Source organism: Bacteroidota bacterium (assembly GCA_039714315.1).
Taxonomy (GTDB): domain Bacteria; phylum Bacteroidota; class Bacteroidia; order Flavobacteriales; family JADGDT01; genus JADGDT01.
Map to the genome: position 1 here is coordinate 47,818 of JBDLJM010000002.1, position 21,384 is coordinate 69,201.

General features: G+C 35.9%; 13 protein-coding genes. 1 reads left to right on the forward strand and 12 read right to left on the reverse strand.

Going from position 1 to position 21,384, the window contains the following annotated elements; translation table 11 throughout:
• Positions 1–83: 83 nt before the first annotated feature.
• Positions 84–1,235 carry a S8 family peptidase gene (locus ABFR62_00605; protein ID MEN8136917.1) on the reverse strand — a complete coding sequence of 384 codons (1,152 nt, stop codon included), beginning with the start codon at positions 1,233–1,235 and terminating at the stop codon, positions 84–86.
• 908 nt (positions 1,236–2,143) lie between these two features.
• Here ABFR62_00605 and ABFR62_00610 point away from each other — a divergent pair.
• Entirely contained in the window at positions 2,144–4,186 is a 2,043-nt protein-coding gene (locus ABFR62_00610) for a C10 family peptidase (protein ID MEN8136918.1), read from the forward strand.
• 396 nt (positions 4,187–4,582) lie between these two features.
• On the opposite strand, the gene ABFR62_00615 is transcribed toward ABFR62_00610, so the two are convergent.
• From ABFR62_00615 to ABFR62_00665, 11 genes are all read right to left on the reverse strand, one after another.
• Complete coding sequence (locus ABFR62_00615) at positions 4,583–6,655, reverse strand: C10 family peptidase (GenBank protein MEN8136919.1); 2,073 nt, start codon at positions 6,653–6,655, stop codon at positions 4,583–4,585.
• A 271-nt stretch (positions 6,656–6,926) separates the two neighbouring features.
• Positions 6,927–8,993 (reverse strand): C10 family peptidase, encoded by a 2,067-nt coding sequence (locus ABFR62_00620; protein ID MEN8136920.1) that lies wholly within the window; start codon positions 8,991–8,993, stop codon positions 6,927–6,929.
• 74 nt (positions 8,994–9,067) lie between these two features.
• A complete protein-coding gene (locus tag ABFR62_00625) occupies positions 9,068–9,964 on the reverse strand; it encodes a LamG domain-containing protein (GenBank protein MEN8136921.1) in 897 nt (298 codons plus the stop codon).
• Positions 9,965–10,043: 79 nt separating this feature from the next.
• Positions 10,044–11,549, reverse strand: coding sequence for a RagB/SusD family nutrient uptake outer membrane protein (locus ABFR62_00630; GenBank protein MEN8136922.1), 1,506 nt, complete (start codon positions 11,547–11,549; stop codon positions 10,044–10,046).
• A gap of 10 nt (positions 11,550–11,559) precedes the next feature.
• Entirely contained in the window at positions 11,560–14,934 is a 3,375-nt protein-coding gene (locus ABFR62_00635; protein MEN8136923.1) for a SusC/RagA family TonB-linked outer membrane protein, read from the reverse strand.
• Between the two features lie 43 nt (positions 14,935–14,977).
• Positions 14,978–16,180 carry a FecR domain-containing protein gene (locus tag ABFR62_00640; GenBank protein ID MEN8136924.1) on the reverse strand — a complete coding sequence of 401 codons (1,203 nt, stop codon included), beginning with the start codon at positions 16,178–16,180 and terminating at the stop codon, positions 14,978–14,980.
• A gap of 248 nt (positions 16,181–16,428) precedes the next feature.
• Positions 16,429–17,007: a sigma-70 family RNA polymerase sigma factor gene (locus ABFR62_00645; protein MEN8136925.1), complete on the reverse strand. Its 579-nt coding sequence runs from the start codon at positions 17,005–17,007 to the stop codon at positions 16,429–16,431.
• A gap of 221 nt (positions 17,008–17,228) precedes the next feature.
• Positions 17,229–19,016 carry an FAD-dependent oxidoreductase gene (locus ABFR62_00650; protein MEN8136926.1) on the reverse strand — a complete coding sequence of 596 codons (1,788 nt, stop codon included), beginning with the start codon at positions 19,014–19,016 and terminating at the stop codon, positions 17,229–17,231.
• Positions 19,017–19,119: 103 nt separating this feature from the next.
• Complete coding sequence (locus ABFR62_00655; protein ID MEN8136927.1) at positions 19,120–19,470, reverse strand: four helix bundle protein; 351 nt, start codon at positions 19,468–19,470, stop codon at positions 19,120–19,122.
• A 58-nt stretch (positions 19,471–19,528) separates the two neighbouring features.
• The gene (locus ABFR62_00660; GenBank protein MEN8136928.1) at positions 19,529–20,635 is read right to left on the reverse strand and encodes an NADH-quinone oxidoreductase subunit D; all 1,107 of its coding nucleotides are present in this window, start codon (positions 20,633–20,635) and stop codon (positions 19,529–19,531) included.
• A 180-nt stretch (positions 20,636–20,815) separates the two neighbouring features.
• Positions 20,816–21,379, reverse strand: a complete 564-nt coding sequence (locus ABFR62_00665; protein ID MEN8136929.1) for an NADH-quinone oxidoreductase subunit C — start codon at positions 21,377–21,379, stop codon at positions 20,816–20,818.
• Between the last annotated feature and the right edge of the window lie 5 nt (positions 21,380–21,384).

The window sequence follows — 21,384 nt, forward strand, 5'->3', positions numbered from 1 at the left end:
TTATACCAAATAAACAACAACTAACAACAAAGGTGGTCGCAAATTGCGACCACCTTTTATTCTTTATATAAATTTACACAACCCTATAGATGTCCTATCGGATCTGCATCTCCATCAGGATCACCGTTCACATAACCATCAGTTGACGGATGTCCGTTTGTCATCAGTAAAACACCACACATGTGAGGTGCTGCCATTGATGTACCACTCATAGTAGTATATCCTCCACGGTAATGTGTTGAATAAATACTTACACCGGGCATACAGTAATCAACAGGTGTTCCATAATTTGAAAAATATGCAAAATCATCATTAACATCCATTGCTGATATTGTCCAAATATTCGGTCCGTTAACTCTAGCCGGAGAATGATTAAGTGCATCATCACTTTCGTTTCCGGCAGCTAATGCGAAATAAATTCCATTTTGCGAGGCAGCATAAACGGCATCGTCAATCGGCGCATATACTCCACCACCTAAACTCATATTTGCAGCATCACCCGGACTTGCATTTGCGGCAACATAATCAATTCCTGCAATAATCCAGGAGTAATAACCACTTCCTCTTCTATCCAGAACTTTTACAGGAACAACTGTTGCTCCTGCTGCAACTCCTACTACTCCAATTTCGTTATCAATTGCCGCTACGGTACCCGCACAATGAGAACCATGACCATTATTATCATCAGCTGACCTGTCATTTGTAAATACAGCAGCTCTGTCTACATCAACATTTAAATCGGGGTGATCAAAATCTATCCCTGTATCAATAATCCAGGCAGTTTTCCCCGTACCATCACCATAACCAACTCTTGCTATCCCGTATGGTACTTCTTCTCCGGTTGGAGGCTCGGTTCCGGGCTTTTTCAGGGTGAACACCTTATCAGGAACAATATAAGCAACCTTATCATCTCCCTTTAACGCCTTTAACTCACCTTCATCTAATTTGGCGGAGAATCCACGTAGAGCTGAATTATAGGAATGTCCTATTGCTTCTCCGGATATATCGTATTTCGAAACTAATCCCTTAGCTTCAAATTCCATTGCCTCAACTCGCTGTGCGTAATTCAGGTTGGATACAGATTTTTTAACATCTGCTTTTAATACTACAACATACTGTCCGGGAACAACCTGACTTGTAGTTTCATCTAAACTAAGAGGTAATTCCTGTTCCTCTTTCTGACATGCTGAAAACATTAAGCCAACGACGGCCAATGCGAAAGAAATTCTTTTCATAATTAATTATTATTTTGTTGGTTAATAAATTGATTAACAAATGTAATACTTTATATATCTGAATACCAATAGATAAAACTTAACAATTTAAAAAAAACGAACATACCCTTTAAGCATTGTAATAGCGGCTAATTAAGTTAAGTTTGTAAAAATCAAATAGAAAAAAAACTTACAATCCCGTAATATTACCCTTTCAAGACATTAATTACATCAAATAGTTCGTACTACAATTATATATATTCTAAAAAAATTGATAATATTCGGCTTTAGAGACTAAGTTTTCCGCTTTAATTAAAAATGCTCAACTTGTTAATCGCTATTTAAATTTTCATTTAACCACAACACTTACTCTTTTAGCAACCATTCCTATTTTTATATACATTTTTATATAGTACATAACTCTTTTTCATGATGGTGACATTTTTTTTAAAAATATTCTCCGTATTCTTCTTTAAAAACCAAAACTTACACATCAAACCCTTCTATCGTTTGATTATTACACTTTATATCCTACAAGCCATATACAGGATAGCAAACTTACAATCACAAACAATACGGCCTTATAATGTATCTCTACAATAGTACACAACCACCCTAAAAGATAGCAAACCTGATATAAATCACAATAAGACCATATACCCATACAGGACTACTACCTTACTATAATTAACTACAAACACATATAGGAGTTACAATTTGAAACCTAAAAAACCTATTGCCTACACAAAAAGAAACAAATACTTTTGCCATGAAATAAAATTCAACCATGAATAAACAACAGTAAACTGAATACTTAATTCATATATATCAGTATAAAATTGGAAGCTCTATTAACACTTTATCAGATATAAAACTTTTACAAATAATTAAATCAAACAACAATTAATATTAATTAAAACAACAATGAAATGAGAAAATCATTACTTATTTTTCAAATGCTATTAGTACTTATCGGTACTAACGCAAATGCTCAAACCGAAGGCGAGGTGATAGTATATCCCCCGCTTATTCAAACTGATTGGGTTGATATCAGTATTGCACCTACTGATTTTAATCCATTCAATTATTATACTCCGGTAAATTACTCACCCGGATCAGTAGCCATGGCAATGGGTACTGTTATGAAGCACTGGGAGTGGCCTAAAACAGGGGTTGGTTCACACACATATACTGATTATGGAACAAATGCCACAGGTACTCATTCTGTTGATTTTAGTGGTGCATTTTACAACTATGATCTTCTAGCAGACAATTATTATGCGCCTAATGCCGGAACTACGCCTGCAACTGAAGCAGAACTTCAGGAAGTTGGAAAATTAATGTATCATTGTGCCGTTTCTGTGGATGCAAATTTTGAAGGTTGGAAAACAACTTCTAATATAAACCGTATTCCTGAGGCATTAGCTAACCACTTCCGTTATGGCTCTCATTACGAAGAGCCCCAAAGTTATACCGCCTTTTGGAGTACATTAGAAAGGAACATACAGAATGGACAACCTGTAATTTTAGCATTAGATGAGTATGGAAAAGGACAGGTAGCTGTAGTAGTTGATGGTTATAAACTTGAAAATGGAAAAGAATATTATCATATTGTAACTAATACTTTTGTTCCGGAAGCTTATTTAAATACTGGATGGTATGCGTTGACTGATGATCCCTACGTAACATCACGAGTTGGAGTTGTAGGAGCTGTACTGGATATTACTCCTGTTCCTGAAATATCAGAGATTGTTAAAAGTGAAGTAGAATCTGAATATATACTTAAGTGTAGATTAGCTGATTACGCATATTACAGTGTCTTCTATGTGGAACAACAGGTAAATGGCGGAGAATGGAGTTATATTGACTTTGGTCGCCAAATATGGTCCGGAGATATCGAAAACGGTGTAAATATAAGCATCCCTGAAGGTGGAGCTTACAACTTCAGAGTTTCTGCAAGTGGTGTTATGGGTGCTAAATCTGAAGAAAAATCAATTGTTGTAAAAGATAACATCATAGCTTTAGAATTCGATGGTGATGATTCGTTCTTCGTATATGATAATTCGAGTAACGATATGGACATATCTGATGAATGGACAATAGAAACCTGGGTTAATATAAAAAGTCACGTTGCGGGTACTTATCCTGTTATTTTAGACAGACAGACTGTATTCTCTTTATATGTAATCAGTGATACCGATGCTGATTATGCACTACGTTTTGCTTCACGTTCTTCAACAGGAGGAACAATTGCATATGTATCCAGTGAGCGTGGTTCCTTAAATATGAACTTCGGACAGTGGCACCATGTTGCTATTTCCCGTAGTCTGGGAATAACAAGTCTGTTTATTGACGGGCAGCTTGCAGATAGTTCAAACGAAACTGGTTTTGCACTAACTCCAACTACAAAAGCACTTAATATTGGGGCAAGATACTGGGGAGGATATCAAAGATACATGGAAGGAAAACTGGATGGTATAGCAATATCTAAAGAAGGAAAGTACACATCTAACTTCGCACCGGATATTACAGAAAATTACCCTATTGATGCAAATACAGTACTTGCACTGAACATAGATGAAGGTACAGGTATAGACCTGACAGATGAAACAAATAACTTCGCAATTGTTAAATTAAGAGTGCCATACAATAATCCTAATTGGGTATTTGAAAAACACCAGACATCTTTAGGAAAAACTCTCAGTGAGAAAAATATAGACCCACTCACAAACAGGCTTAAAATATTCCCAACTGTAGCAAGTGAGGTAATTAATATCGAATCAAGTATTGATGAAGATGCATTAATAAAAGTATACAATTATGTTGGCCAAACAGTTAAAGTATCGAATGTGGAGTTATCTAAAAACAATATTTCTACTATCGATATTAGCGAACTTTCCAATGGAATATACATTGTAAAAATAGAAAGTGCTAACTCTAATCTTACAGAAAGAATAATTGTAAGAAAATAGTTAGAGTAATTTATACCAATTACACATCAAAATGACATATAAAACCTTTGTCTTTTCAATTTTATCTTCTGTAAAAAATAGTTCCGTAGCCCTGCTATGCAACGATTTTTGTAAATCGTTAAAATCAAAAATACTTTGATTTTTACATGTCATTCTGAAACGTAATTGGTATTATTACATAACTAAAGAGTCCTTAGTAAAATCCTAAGGACTCTTTTTATACCAATTAAATTTCAGAATGCTCTGTTAGATTTGAAATATAATTTTTTTTTACAAGTTTCAAATTTATTGCATAGCAGGGCTATGGAAGAAATTTTAAAAGATGTAAAAATGGATTAGATGAAAAATATACGGTGCATTTTGATGTTTATTTGGTATTATTATGATTAAGAAATATTATTTCCGTATCATTATTCTTTTCGTAACAGAAAAATCAGAACTATTTACTTTTACAATATAAATTCCTTTAGTAAATGTATTAACTCCTACCCTGTAAGCTTTACCATCCTTTAAAATTGAATTACCTGCCTTAATTAACTGCCCCAGACTGTTATAAATATGGTAATTGAATTTCTCTCCAACCGCTTGATTTATTTTGATATTAAATTCATCATTAACAACAGTTGGGTAAATTGAAATTTCATTTTCGATCAATACACTTTCACTATCAAGCGTTTTTCTTAATGAGCCGATAAATGATTCAAACACCCAATTAGCCTGATTCGGACTTACTCTTAGTTTTACAGTACTAAAATTACCTGCCTCATCGGCAAGATCTGTTCCTATACCTTCATCCAGGTTAAGAGCTAAAACGGAATTTTCAGTAAGCGGATAGTTTTCCTGAATATTTGGAGTAAAACCAGAAATATATTTCCCTTCTGATGAAATTGCTATACCGTCTATTTTACCGTTGAAGTATCTTTCATAACCGCTCCAATACCTTGCTCCGACATTTAATGCGCCGGTAGTTGATGTAAGGTTAAAATCCTTATCAGTACTTGTTTCTACCAATTTACCATCAATAAACAAATAGGTCTTATTGCTTTTTCTTGATATAGCTACATGATGCCAATCACCATAATTCAATACAGCTAAGCTATTATCACTTCTCAACGAAGCAACTATACTTCCATATGAATTTCGCGCAGCGAAGCGCAGAGCGTAATCAGCCTGAGTATTATTATCATCAATTACGTACAATGAGAAAACTGTTTTTCTATCAAGCAGAACAGGATAGGTTCCTGAAGTATGGTTCGCAACATTAAACCATGTCTCTATGGTCCACTCATCAGAAACGTCCAAGTCGTTACTAGAATTATCATAAATAAAAAACGAATCATCGCCATCAAACTCCAATGCAACTATATCGTCTTTTACAAAAACAGACATTCCTTCTGAATATGCGTTGTAAAAATAACCACCATTAATTTTAGCTCTCACCCTATAATTATATGTTCCTGATTCAACTACTGAAATATTCAATTGAGTATCTAAAACTTCAGCTGCAATTACTTCCCAGTCTCCTCCATCCTTTTGTTGTTCAACAGAAAATGATTCCCAGTTAAGTTTATCTGCTACATGCCACTTCAGAGTGTATTGCTTTTCTACATCACCTCTAAGTATTTCTGTAATTTCAGGATTCGGTAATATATCGAATACAGCAGCTTCTACCAGATCGTATCCATCGCCTGTTCCATCCCATCCAAATTCGATATCATACCAGTCATTATATCGTCCATGCCACCCCCAGTTTAGGTGATACAGTCCTGTGGTTTCATCATAACCATCAACAACCAATGCATGTCCGGCACCGGTATTATCTACGTCTTTTATTGCAATTAAAACCGGCTTACCATCACGCAGGTTTTCCTTCATGCGGGTCCAAAAACTGTCCCATGTTCTGGTTTTATAATGCCCTGAAAATCTAAAGTAATTATTTAATGCATCCGGTTGACGGCTAACGTTAGAAGTGGATCCGTACGACTCGAAGTCCATATCTACAGAAACGGCACAATGATAAGCCAAATAACCTACTGCCCTGCGTTGTACATCTGTAGAAGGTTGATAATAATAATTATCGAGCATATTATCATAATCGTAAGTTTGAGAAGAGAAATCGACGGAATATGTTTTCTGCGAATCATTTTGGTTGTCCGTGTAGGTATGGGAACCTACTCCGGTTTTAGGCCACTCCCAGTAGTGAAGTACCTGTGCCATGGAAATTGCAACACAACCTGCAGAATAATGCCATGGTGTAAAGTAATTTAGAGGGAAAACTGCTACTGAATCGTCATCATAACAATTAACACCCCCCCAGTTATCTGTTAATAATGTGTCAATTGTACTATTTACAAGCTTTGTTGATAAAACAGAAGCCTGCACAACTTCCTCGGGTTTTACAACATTTTGAGCAACTGCTTCATTTGCTATTAATCCTAATAACAACAGAAGCGACAATAAGTTTTTCATTTGATTGGTTTTTAATTCATATTCGATTTTGCGGTTTACTTGGGGGTTGATAAAACATTTAATGTAAAGTACTATTACTGTATTTTCTGTTGTAAAAACAACGCTATACTCTATATGTGTTTAAATTATAACAATACAAATTGTCCGAAAAAAAAGCCTATAGGGAGAATTTGATTAAATCCCCCCTAAAAAGGGCTTTTTCTCTTCAATAATTACTAACACAAATAAAGTCCACTAATAGCTCAACTCAGAGTTTAGCTATTAGTAAATGTTATTCAATAATTATTTTTCTGTTCATTTTAAAGTTTCCTCCATCAATTTGAAGAATATATATTCCTGTATTAATAGAAGGTAATTGTAATGTCCATTTGTTCGATGAAATTTCACTGGAAGAATTCAACTCTAATTTCTTTCCATTTAAATCAAACAGATTGAATTTTATGGCTTTTGAATTCAGCAAATCATTTTCTGTTATAGATACTTTAATAAAATTGCTAACTACAACAGGGTTGGGATATACCGAGATTAACGATGCTATTAATTCTAAATCATCATTCGATAATTCGTTTTCCGTTTCTTCGAACTCCCAGTCTAACGACAAAGCATCATCTTTCAAGATAAAACTCAATTTTCGAGCTGAATCTTTGAATCTGACTCCATGTACATTTTGAAAAGTGAGATAGGTTATTGTATTAGCGTCTACATCAAAATGTTCTTTCTGCGAAGGAGTGAAGTCACTTGAATACCTGGCTATACTTGAAATTCTAAGCTGATCCAAATCCGCATTTAGCTTACCTGAATACCCACTGTGATAACGCTCACCAAAATTCAAAGCCTTATCGCTTTTTGATAAATTAAAACCACTATCAGTACTTTCGCTGCGAAGCGTTCCATTAACAAACATTTTTGTAAATGATCCTGAATGAGAAACGGCTATATGAATCCATTCATCAAATACTAATTCACTCGTTGAAACTTTAGCCCCACTATTAGCAGTAAAGTCAATTGAGTAAGATGTAGCAGTAACATCATTTACTTCAAAAGCAAATACATTTTCCTGATCGAGAATAACATCTTTATCGGAACAAGACTCATCCACTCTTATCCATGTTTCAAAAGTATAATCTCCGGTGAAGTCTAAGTCGCCATTTGTAGTTTGACGGGCAAAGGATTTTTGGTCTCCTCCCAAGCTTACATAACCGTTATATCCACCATTTACAGCAAATACTTCTATTTCAGACCATGAATCATCATAATAACTACCATTAGTCATGGCTTTTACTCTGAACTGATATACATTTCCTGTAGGGTTAACTATGGAGTAAAACTTGCCTGTGATACCATCAGAAACTAATTCCCATTCGCCACCGTCAACTCTTTGCTCAAGTGTATATTCATTATGATTTACAAATTCACTTGTAATCCAATTTACAGTAATATCACTTGTGCCATCTTCACTTTCAACAGATGAAATTTGAGGAACAGGATACATGTCTAACAATGCTCCTGTAATTCTATTATATCCCGGTGATGCATCAGTCCAATTTTCTATATCGTACCAGCCATTTTTTACATTCCAGTCATTATATGTTCCCCAATTTATGTGGTAAAGTCCATCAGACTCTCTATATCCATCAACAACAATAGCGTGTCCGTCTCCGGTTCTACTAGCCTCGATAGCTGTTTGAACAGGGTTTCCCGCTTTCAAATTATCCTTCATTTTTTCCCAGAAAAGAGCATACGAATCAGGGTATTCGTAATGACCGGAAAAACGGAAAAAATTTTCAGCAACAAATGGTACCTTGTTTACATTTGAAGTAGACCCATAATACTCAAAATTCATTTGCAATGCACTTGTTACGTGATAGACCAGTTTACCTACCGCTTCTTGTTGAATATCAGTAGATGCTTTATATTTATACTCATCAAGCATATTTGCATAATCATATTCAACAGAATCGAAAAATGCAGTATGTATTTTTGATGAAGCTTCACAATCTTTACAAGGTGTATAATTATCCTGATAAACATTGCTTCCTGTTCCGGTTTTAGGCCATTCGTAATAATTAAGAACTTGTGCCAATGAAATAGCAACACATCCGGGTGAACAATGGTTTGGAGTATAATAATTTAAAGGATACACAGAAACTCCGGTATCATCTACACATTTAACTCCACCCCATGTATCAGTCAACAAAGGCCCGTATTCTTGCGTTGTTTTGGCAATATTATTGTTGTTAGTTGTTGTAATTACCGTTTGTGCTAATAACTGACCATTTATCATCAGTATAAATGAAATAGCAATGGAATAATAATAATTTGCGTATCCTTTTGTCATAAAATATTTAAAAAAAAGGGATGCCCATATATACAGACACCCCCATTAAATCAAATAATCATATTATAATTCAATTATAGAGCAACACGAACTCCGCCACCTTGCACTAAAACTTCTCCTCCATCAGCTTCGTTTTTAGTAACAATCTTTGTTGCAGGATTTCCTTCAGCATCAGTATAATCTACAGTTTCGAATTCCTCTTCGAAGTTAAACATCAATGATGTCTCTGCTGTAACAGAATAAAGCTCTGCATTAACATCATCATAATTAAGGTCTTCGATACGGAATTTCTCAGCAACAGCACGCACTCCATCAATTTTTCCAACAAATGAATTACCAACACCTCCGTATCCAACATATCCATTTGCAGAAGCGTCATCCGCAGCTATAGTATTCATTGCTTGAGCGTCATAATAGTCATTATAAGCTTTAACAACCCACCATCCATCAGCATCTACAACATGTGTAGTACCATCGTCTTCGTATTCCCATTCGGTTACATAGAAAGTTTCATTAACTCCATCTACATAAAGTTTTATTGTAGTTCCATCACAAATTGCTGCAACATGCTGCCATACATTAGTTTTAATAGCACCGGGTCTAACATTTATGTATGTACTGTTACCATCGTCATCCTTTACTGTAAAATAAATTCTATCACGACTATACATTGTAAAAGACCACTGGTTCCATCTTCTGGCAACCTCCTGGTTTTTCACTACTTCAGGTGTATTTATCCATGCTTCCACTGTCCATTCAGTAGCTCCATTCATTCTGGCAAGAGCTTCATTATTAGCAATCTTAATTCTTTGATCACTTCCATCGGCATTAACTGTTTGCTCATAAGCATATTCAGAATATACTGATTCTACTTCAATAACTTCAGGATCATCTGAGTCCTTATCACAAGATGTAAATACTGTAGCTGTAGCAATTGCAACTACTGATAAAATGTTTCTAAAATTTTTCATTTTTATATTTATTTATAATTAGTATTGGATTAGCCTTTATGTAATTTTTTTACCGAGTGGCTAATATGTTTATTCAAATTTATTTCCAACCTCCAATTGAGTAATCTTCACCAGGAACTCCTTCAGTACCACCAAATGTATAGAATGGAAGTCCAAGTAACTGTAGCTGTTGTGCAGGAAATGGGAAGTGCAATAAAGTTCCTTGTTGCAATAGATCATTTCTTCTCATATCAAAGAAATTTACTCCCACACCTAACAACACTAATTCTATATTTCTTTCGTACCAAATAGCTTCTTTTACCACTTGTTCTTCAACTGCAACCTCTGGCAATTCCCCCCGCGTAACTCTTGTTCCGGCATTGACAATATCAGCAGCTCCTGCAATATCTCCGTTTCTTAATTTAGCTTCAGCAATAAACAGATCGTTTTCTGCCTTTCGGAACTCTGTTATTGCTTCACCAGGTCCATAATCACTGACAGCAATATTATCCAAACGCTTATATCTGTAAGACGACCATCTGTAATATCCTCTCTCCGGCTTATCATTTTTATCATCATACGAAAAATCTGTCAGCAATCTTGCATCATCTGATGTTGCTAAACCATTGTTAGGCAATTCTGATATATCTCCCGATTCAGGAAATGTTGCAGGCATATTAGGATCCATCATATTGATTATCCTCATATCTATTTTACCCCAACCATCTCGAACAGTATTATTAATATACTGAGATCTCCATGATCCCCAATTACCATCACTAATAGGAGCTAAATCCTGCTGAATACCTTTCTCTGCATGCATTAATACTTTCGCCCAATCAGTAGCATCGTCTTGCGCCTTATTACGAGGACCATAAACTAATAGACGAGCAATAAAAGAATTAGCAAGTTCTCCCAATTCTACATTGCTATAATTAGCCCCGGGGATCCAAACTTCCGGCAATACAAATTGATTAGATTCACAAATTGCAACTACCTCTTCTAACTGAGAGACACCAATGTTTAGCATTTCCTGATATGATACAAACTCCAAATTATCAAAATCTTCTTTTGTACGTACTGGAAATGATTTATCAAACATCAAACCTAAATATCCATTCGATATACCCTGAACAAATTTCGCAAATGCTCTTACCATCTGCGTTTCTTCTCCATTTTTACCTATTTCCACTCCACCTTCGATCGCAGTCAAAACATCAACTGCCGAGGTAGCAACAGAAGCTACATTCTTGTAATAAGACTCGGTAAGTTCACGACGAGAATAAGTTGGTGTATTATTATAAGCTACTCGTGGTTCCATTCCCAAATCATAAGCACCATGGTTTGCCCATGAAGTAGTACCATTATCTGACAAATACCATAATACATGACCTGGAGTTTCAGTACGCTTATCCAGTGCCCAATAATTATCATGTAGAGCACCAAACCATGTTTTAAATAAACCCCCAGTTAAAGCTTTAACAGCATCACCATCACCTAACACTAAATCTGTATCGGGATTATTCATATTATCAATATCCATATCCATACATGATGTAAAAGATAAAGATGTGATAATTGCTACTATTATATATTTTAATTTCATATCCTATATATTAAAATTGTAAACCTAATGAGAATGATAAAGTTCTAAAGTTGGGATATGTGTAATTATCATAAGCAACTCCACTAACTAATACTTCTGGATCATAACCGCTATATTTTGAAAATGTAAGCAGATTCTTTCCAATTATTCCCAGGTTAATCCCTGACACATATTTCCCTAATGAGCCTAATTGTTTCTTATTAAGATTATAACTTAATGACGCTTCAGCAAACCTGATATAACTGGCATCTTCAATCCAATATTCATTAATTTGACCTCCATTATAGAAACCGTTGTAGTACGACACTGACTTCATGTCAGCGGCATCTTTCCCAACCTGATCCATAATTGGATTACGGTTATCTCTAACCATGTTTTGAGCAGTTTTATTATAAATATCACCACCTTGCTTCATTTTCCAAAGCATATAAAAAGTAAAACTCTTGTATGATAATGTTGATGTCAACCCCATGTTGAAATCCGGATTCATGTCTCCAATAATTTCAAGCGCATTTGAACCACTCTCATCTTTTAAGAATATTGGAGCTTCAGCCATGGTACCTTCTGTTCCGGCTTTTACAACATAACCATCTACGTTAACAACAAAATCTGCAATCGTTGTTCCTTCAGGTAATTGTTTTTGCATTTCATCAAGATTGCGAACAAACTTATTTCCATACATAATACCAAAACTTTCACCTTCTCTAATAAAAAATGCATCTTGTGGTCCTGTTTGAAACTCACTAACCTCTAGTTCAGTTATTTGAGACCGAGTTCTGTCGAATGTTAAACCTAAATCCCAATTCCAATTATCATCCTTTACAACATTAACATTAACCATAGCCTCAAAGGTATTTGTTAGCAATGATGCTGCATTTTGCCACTGAGTTGAATAACCTCCTTTGTGTGCCAATAATGGCACTTCAATAAACTGATCTGAAGTATTAGTTTGTGAATAAGTAAACTCACCCGTAACCCTATCTAAAAAAGCAATATCCAATCCTAATTCTATTTCCTTCGAGTTTGATGGTTTAAGATCTTTGTTTCCTTGATGTGATTTCAAATACTGACCTGAAATCCTTGTATAGGTTTCGTATTGATATGAAAACCCTGGTCTCTGACCAGCAGTTCCAATAGCAGCTCTAAATTTCAATTCCTGAACACCAGGGATTTCTATATCCTGAGAAACACGATAAGCCCCCGAAACTCTATAGTAATAATTTGTGCGGTTATTAACCCCAAACAATGAAGATTTATCTCGACGAACAAGTCCATCAAATATGTATCTATCCTTTACTACAAACGATGCAATCGCAAATAAGTTCTCTGCTCTATCTATGTAAGTTCTTTCACTAAAAGTTAAATCATCGTCACCTATTACTGAAAAAGATGGGTAATCTGAAAGTTCAAAATTCTTCCCTCCTACTGTACCTGATTGATAGAAATTATCTTCTGCTAAATAACTCAACTTACCATTAAAATCAATTACTCCAAAAGATTTATTAAAGCTGGCAGTAGCTCTAAAATTTTGATTCAGACGTTCACGATAGTAATTTGTAATTGCCCCCTGAGATTCTACATATTCACCTTCACTAACAGCTGTATATGTTCCTTTTGGTGTAACTGCAGTACCATTATAATCTTCTGATTCTACTGAATAACTAGCCTTAACACTCATCCAATCAAACACAGCCCAGTTAATATCATAACTCCCCATAAAGCGGGTCTTTTTTGCTACATTAGATTTGTTATACAAATCGTATAATGGGTTTCTTACTTTATCATTCCAGTTATTTGGTATAAAATTGTAAGGCTCTCCATTTGCATTATCATAAAACAAATCTACATCCGGATCCATCATTACAGCACTTGCAAATGCAGAGGTACCACCACCCGGATAATCGTTGTTTGTCATTATGTAATTATTACTGGCAGAAATTTTTAACTTATCATTTATAGCATGATCTAAGTTTAATCTAAAACTTTGACGACCATAACCTCCGGTTTCTTTCAATACACCTTGATTCGCATTATTCTCAAAGGAAATAAATAAGTTTGTTTGATTAACACGGTTAGCAACACCAATATAGTTTGTATAACTCAAACCATTATTGAACAATGCGTCCTGAACATCATTATAAACTCTAAATGGCTGTGACTGTATCCCATTTGGAGCAAGCCTTAAACTCTTTCTAATACCCGGATCCCATCCTGTAACATATCCATCAGGATACACAACTCCTTTATATTTTGTATAAGTATCAACCGACTCCCAATCTGAAGCAAGTAAATATGGATGATATTGCGCAACATCAATTTTCTTAGCTACTTGTTGTACACCAACCTCGTTTCTAATTGTAACAGAAGTTTCACCACTATTAAGTTTGGAGCCACGTTTCGATGTAATAACTACCACACCATTACCTGCTCTTGAACCATACAATGCAGAAGCAGCTGCTCCTTTTACAACCTCCATTGATTCAACGTCATCAACGTTAATATCTGCTAATGACCCCTGCATAATAACACCATCAACCAATATCATTGGTGCCTGGCTTCCTGTAAGAGATGTTGCTCCCCTAAGTGTCATAGTTGTAGAAGCGCCTGGAGAACCTGAACCAGAAGCTACAGTAACACCGGCAACTTTACCTTGCAATGACGAAGATACAGAAGATTGGGGTACATGTTTAATTGCTTCAGAATTAACTTTTGCTACAGAAACCGACATTTTCTTTTTAGATGTACCTGATGCAACACCGGCAACAATTATTTCATCAAGTACATTGCTAGATGGATCCAAATCAACATTATAGTTATTTGAAACTCCAACTACAACTTCCTTATCGCCATAACCCATAAAAGAGAAAACCAATGTTTCTCCTTCTGAAACTTCAATTTGATAATTTCCGTCAAAATCAGAAGAAGTACCTATTGCAGAACCTTTAACTACAACGTTTACTCCGGGAAGAGTTACTCCGGTTTCATCTCTAACTGTACCACTAACAACTTTTTCCTGTTGTTGTGACGAAGCCGAAGCTTCGCGGATCATTATATCTTTTCCCTGGATAGTATACTCTAAATTTGTATTTGAGAAAGCCGTTGATAAAACTTTTTCTACACTTGAATTAGTAAGATTTAGATCTACTCTCTTGTTGAGTTCTTTTAAATTACTACTGTAAAAGAAATCGAAATTTGTTTGAGCTTCGATTAACTTAAACAGTTCCTTAATGGTTAATTCTTCCTGAACTGTAATTCTTGCTTCCTGAGCATATTGCCCAGTAACTACATTTTCAGAATGAGATGAATATCCTGAAAATATTCCCATCAGTAAAAATGAGAGAAACAGTCCTTTCCAGGTAATTCGTTCGGTTAAACATTTATTCATAATTGATCATTAGTTAGGTATTAAAATTCAAGCTTTTGCCTGATTAGTCTTTATACAGTTTAATTGTATCTTTTCTTATTTTGTAATCTACACCCTCAGTGTATTTAAGCATTTGCAACACATGTAACAGTTTCTTATCCTTGCTGAGAGTACCGTTGAACTGAATATCTTTCAATTCGTCATCAACAATAAATTCAACATCGTACCAACGGCTTAATTTTGTTGCTAATTGTTCAAGAGTTTCATTTCTGAAAATCATTCTTCCGGAAGTCCATGCTACTACATCCTGTACATCTGCCTGATGAACCTCAATTTTATAATCGTCAAGTAAAATCCTTGCCTGTTCACTCGGTTCTATAAGTCTTTTTCCTCCATTTGGTGTTGTAACCTGAATTGATCCCTCTACAAGAGTGGTTGAGTAATAATTTGGAGATGAATAGGTAGAAACATTAAATTCAGTACCTAATACTTCAATATCCATTCTCTTTGTCTTAACTACGAAAGGTCTGTTTTTGTCTTTAGCCACATCAAAATAAGCTTCACCATCGAGGCTGACATTTCTATATTTTGAATCTGAGATATTAAATGCTAACTGACTGGCCGAATTAAGCTCAACATTAGTACCATCTTCCAATGCTACCTCATACCTCTGACCTTTAGGCACTAACACAGTATACATATCTCTTTTATCTGCCTTAAAGTCATCCGCTTTTCTAACTTCTAGCTCTTCTCTGCTTACAGAAACAAACAACCCGTTTGACGTTATCCAACTCGTCCCTTTAACACCATCTACTGAATAATATTTACCATCATTGGTTCTGATTTGAATCTTTTCGGGATTATACTGCTCTGCCAATAAATGATCTTCGAAAATATTAGTAGAACTTTGATAATTATAAACCAAGGTTGCAATTGCAACAGGTAACAAAATAGCAGCTGCATATTTCAGCACAGAATTCAAACTAAACACCTTCTTTTCTGTCTTCTGTGAGGCATAATTCTCCAACAACTTAACATAGGAACTATCAATAAATGTATCAGACTTTTTCTCAATATGTCCTTCCACGTCCAGAGCAAGAAGCTTTTTCAATATTTTTTGAGCTTCGCTGTAAACCTTTTTATCTTCTAAACTCGCTTCATTGATTATTTCATCCCAATTCATCAGCGAGTCGGTATTCCCTCCGACAATCCATTGAATGAAATCATCGTTTTGAAGCAGTTTATCTATAGTTAAGTTTTTATGCATAAAGTTTCTGACCATTTGTCATTTATATATTAAGATTAGAAAAAGATAAAATGTACTATTAGCTAAATGTTAAAATTTTGTTAAAGAAATTTTTAAGCCTGATTTCCAGCGATATGCCACATAAAATCATTTGCTTTTTTATGAGCGAAGAGTACAATACACCTATATACAGTAAAAAATTCAGTAAAACTCTAAGGGATCACATCCTGGGTAAAAGTTTCACCGGACCGGAAGTATAATGAAGAAATTTATCGGCTTTTTTTTATCAATAAGAATAGTAACTGAAGCACTTCATCTCCGAGCTTTCTCATTTTGGTAATAGCATTTGAAAGGATATTACGGACTGTCTGATATTCTATACCCAACAGATCTGCAATTTCGGTACTTCTAAAACTATGGAAATATTTCAGGTAGACAAGTTCACGTTCACGCGGGCTTAATTTATCTATCAGGTCTTTTAGCTGATTATAAACCTTTTCATCAATTTTACTACTCTTAATGTCATACTCCAATTCATCAATTAACGGGAAATCATCTCTTTTGAGTATTTTACTATTCAGAATCTGATTTCGAAGTGATTTTATTAAGTAGCCACGAACACTTTTTACCTTAGACAGGTTTTTTCTAGAGTTTAGAACATTCAAAAACATCGTTTGTATACAATCTTCTACAGACGATTTATCAGACACAAACCTCAAACCAAATGAATACAGAAGCTGGTAATTTCCACGATAAATCCCATGAAAAGCTTCCATGTCATTATCCAGGAATCTCTGCCATAAAAGTTCCTGATTACTCACTCTTTCATTTCTCCTTCCTACTTCCATTTAACAAACAAAACTCTTATTTTTTTAGAAATTTACTCCATTACAAAACCTTTATTGCCTGATATTACATTATTTGCAATAATAATGAAATAAACTTCAAATATGAAATACTTAATATAAGATATTTATCATATAAAAAAACCTCCACATAATTAATCGTGAAGGTTTTTCGTCGTTTTGATTATATGAGCCATGATAAATATACCCGGCTATCTTTGGTTCTATTTTAGTCCCAGCAATTTGTCAATTCCGCGCACCGCCATATATCCATCAGCAATGGCTGAAATAGCATCAGCTGTACTGTTTACAGAATCTCCTCCGGCAAAGATCTTGTCGATCGAAGTTTGACGAAGATCGTTTACTACTATCCTGTTTCTGTCGACCTCCAGTTTATTAAGATATTCTTCCGGCATCCAGGAGTAATCAGCAGTTTGTCCGATTGCACCAATTACAGTATCTACTTCCATCACAGCTTCGCTGCCTTCAATCGGTATTGGACGTGGTCGACCGCCTCCTTCGGCTTTCATCTCGGCCATTAGATATTCGATACCTGTAACCTTTCCGCTTTCGTCCTTTATTATTTTGGTTGGAATAGCCTGTGGTATAATGTCGATGCCTTCATCTTCAGCTCCCTCAATTTCTTCCCAATCGGCCGGCATATCCTCTACCCTACGACGATAAAGAATTGTAACATCATCGGTATAACGTTTCGAAACTCTGGCTCCATCAATGGCAACATTTCCTCCACCGATAACAACAACTTTCTTTTTCACGTCGTAATCATCGCCACGGTTAATTATATTCAGATAATCAACAGCAGAAATAACACCTTTGGCATCTTCGTTTTCTATACCGATATCCCATGCTTTTTGGAAACCAATACCTACAAATACAGCATCACTTTCATTATAAATTTCCTCGAAAGAAATGTCTTTTCCAACTTTAGTATTGTACTTGAATTTTACTCCAATCATCTCCATATACTCAGCCTGACGATCGATTCCTTCCAGTGGCAACCTGTACTTTGGAATACCATACATTGTCATACCCCCCGATTTTGCCTGTGCCTCGTATATAGTAACATCGTAACCTCGCAAAGCCAGGTAATAACCGGCCGTCATACCTGATGGCCCGGCTCCGACAATACCAACTTTTTTTCCGTTTGCCTCTCTGATTTCAGGGTTTACTATTTCCTTAATTTTCTCCGCAGTAGGCGCAATTTCAGTGGCATAGCGTTTAAGCCAACGAATGGCAACTGCCTCTCCTCTGACTTCCAGAGCACAAACCGTTTCACACTGACGGGTACAAACCTTACCACAGGTTTCAGGTAGTGGATTATTATCGTAAATAATTTTCAGTGCATCATCATCATTGCCAGTAGCAATTGCATTTATATACTCCGGAATGTGCATATGATCGGGACAAACTTCCGTACAAAGTCCACACGAAATACATCGCTGAGCTTCGGCTCTGGCTTCTTCTTCAGAATACCCCAGTACGACCTCAGCAAAAGATTTCACGCGCTCCATTCCATCCATTTCCCGCATTGGAACACGATTATACATAGACAGAGAAGTTGTTGTATCACTTGTAAACGAAAGATTGTCTTTCCCTTCAGGGTTATCTACTCCAGGCACCCAAAGAAAATCTTCTTCTTTATCCGAAATGAAAATATAATCCTTGGTAAGGTTCAACGAACCCGTAGGACAAACTTCTACACAGAGTGCACACCAACAACAGCGACCGTTGTCAATTCGCGGACGCAATCCGCTGTCTCCCTTTTTTCCATCGATTCCTTCCAGAGAAATCATATCGATAGCTTCGTTCTGACAAATTGTAGAACAGTTACCACAACCAATACATGCATCAAGGTCGTTGTGATGCAAACCACGATACCTATCGGCAGTTTCTTTTCCTAACTGCTCCTGTTTAAACGTATGAGGATTCTTCCCCAATTGTTTTATTGCTTCTAACGGACTTAGTAGTCCTTTTAAATCGAAAAAACTCATGTTTCTAGATTTTTAGAGGCCAGACACCAGATGTTAGACTTCAGACAATAGATCCCAGACAGTATTGTCTAACATCAAATGTCATAAGCCTAATATCTAATAACTAGCTAAATTTTGTAATCATTGTATTGAGCATTTTTTCAATTTCAATGATATTTATTTCCATTGCTTTTAAATCATCTTCAGATATAAATTCTAAAGTATCTGCTACTATTAAATGACTTTCCAGTTCAAAACATGAACCTTGAGCTATACTCAAAAATTTGGCAAAGTCTTTATCTGTATTTCTTCCTGCTCCCTCAGCAATATTTGCTGAGATAGATGAGCATGCACGTTTTATTTGAGATGTTAAGGCATAATTCTCTTCAACAGGCAACTTAGAAGCTAGCTTATAAACAGGTTTAACCAATTTTACAGCCTTTTGCCAAACTTTTAGTTTTCTAAAATTATGCATTGTCTATTAATTTTTCACAGTTAATAATAGTCTAAGTACTCTGTACTAAGTACTACTTTTAACGTTCGATCTCCGGCGGACAAACTCCCAACGAATTCAGAATAAACGAAACATCGGCTATATTCTGACCTACTAATATTTTTTCCAAAACAGTAACACCATGCGTGTATGCTGCTCCTTTTACATGTACTCTTCTAGGCTTATCACTTCCATCACTCGTAACGTGAAAACCTATTTCGCCACGAACACTTTCGGTTCTTACCCAGGCTTGTCCGGCTGGAACTGTCCATTTCATCGGGTTAATAATCTTGTTGTAATATTCTCCTTCCGGCATTTGCTCCAATGCCTGACGAATAATACTTATAGATTGTATAGCCTCCTGCTGACGTACTAAGGCTCTTGCCCAAATATCTCCGCCTTCGGCTGTTGGAACCTCAAAATTCAATTTATCGTAAACTTCATAAGGCTCATCTATTCTAACATCCGACTTAATTCCTGTACCTCTTAACGGTGCTCCTACAACTCCCCATTCAATGGCTTTGTCTTTTGGAATAATTCCTACTCCCTGAGCTCTCTTTTGGAAAATACCGTTATTGAACATCAAATTATCGTATTCTCCCAGACGTTTTTCAAGATAATCCATAGTCTTAAGAGCTTTCTCTTTCCAACCTTTCGGCAAATCTCTACGAACTCCACCGGGCCAAATGTACATGTGATAAATTCTACCTCCGGTTAGCTCTTCAAACAAATCAAGAATGTAGTTTCTATCTCCAACGCTCCACTGTCCAAGGGTATAAAGTCCTGCAGAACCCGACTGACCCGCATACCAAAGCATGAACGATTGCAAACGGGCAAGTTCCATCATAATTACCCTGATGTACTTTGCTCTTTCCGGAACTTCTCTTCCCTCTAATTCTTCCACTGCTCTTGCATAGGTAAGTTCCATCGGATCCGGCTCCGGCACACAAAAACGACATAGGATTGTAAATGTCTGCAGCCAGTTTCTTCGTTCAATGAGCTTCTCAAATGCTCTGTGAAGGTATCCTACATGAGTTGAAGCACTGACAATAGTATCGCCTTTAACCTTGAGTTTAACCATCATATTCCCTGTAATCCCAGGGTGCTGAGGGCCTATGTATAATGTTGTTTCTTTTTCTTTAATCATTTCTATAGTTGTTTGGTGTTTCTCGTCATCTCGAGCGAAACAGAGTGTAGTCGAGAGATCTCATGTCAATTAGCAAAACTTTCATGATATTGACTTCGTCGAATTATCATTTCCTCGACCGCGCTCGGAAACCTTTAGGTTCAGCGGAGCTAATGACGGCTTAAACAGTTCAACATTACTTTAATCTCTCGAATACTTTTTAGCAAAATCGGGAATCACTTCTCCACTACGTTCACAAACCTCACCACGAACATCTTTTGCATCTTCGCGTCCAGGTTGTTGGAAGAAAGTTTCTCCTGCATATTCATTTGTGTCAAAATCTCTGCGCATCGGAGGCATTTCGTCCCAGTCTTCAAGAATAAATTCGTGATCTCCAATTAATCCCGGGAATTCAATACCGTACATTTCGCGCATCTCACGTTCATATGTATTAGCCTGATCCCAAATACCATCAATATTTTCCATCACCGGAGCTTCCCTGTCAATCCTTGTCTTTACGAAAAGAGTTATTTTTAATTCAGGGTTATAAATTGTGTAAACAAGCTCAAAATCACCATCTTCTATCCAGTCGATACAAGTCACATGAGCCAGATGAATATATCCGTGCTGAACTTTTGCAAATAATAAAATTGAAGAAACCTCATCTTTTTTTGCAAAAACCTCAACTCTTCGTTCACGAATTACTTTCCCTTCTACCTTGAAAGCTTCCTGAACCGCGTTTAATATGTTATTTTCTGCTATCATTCTTT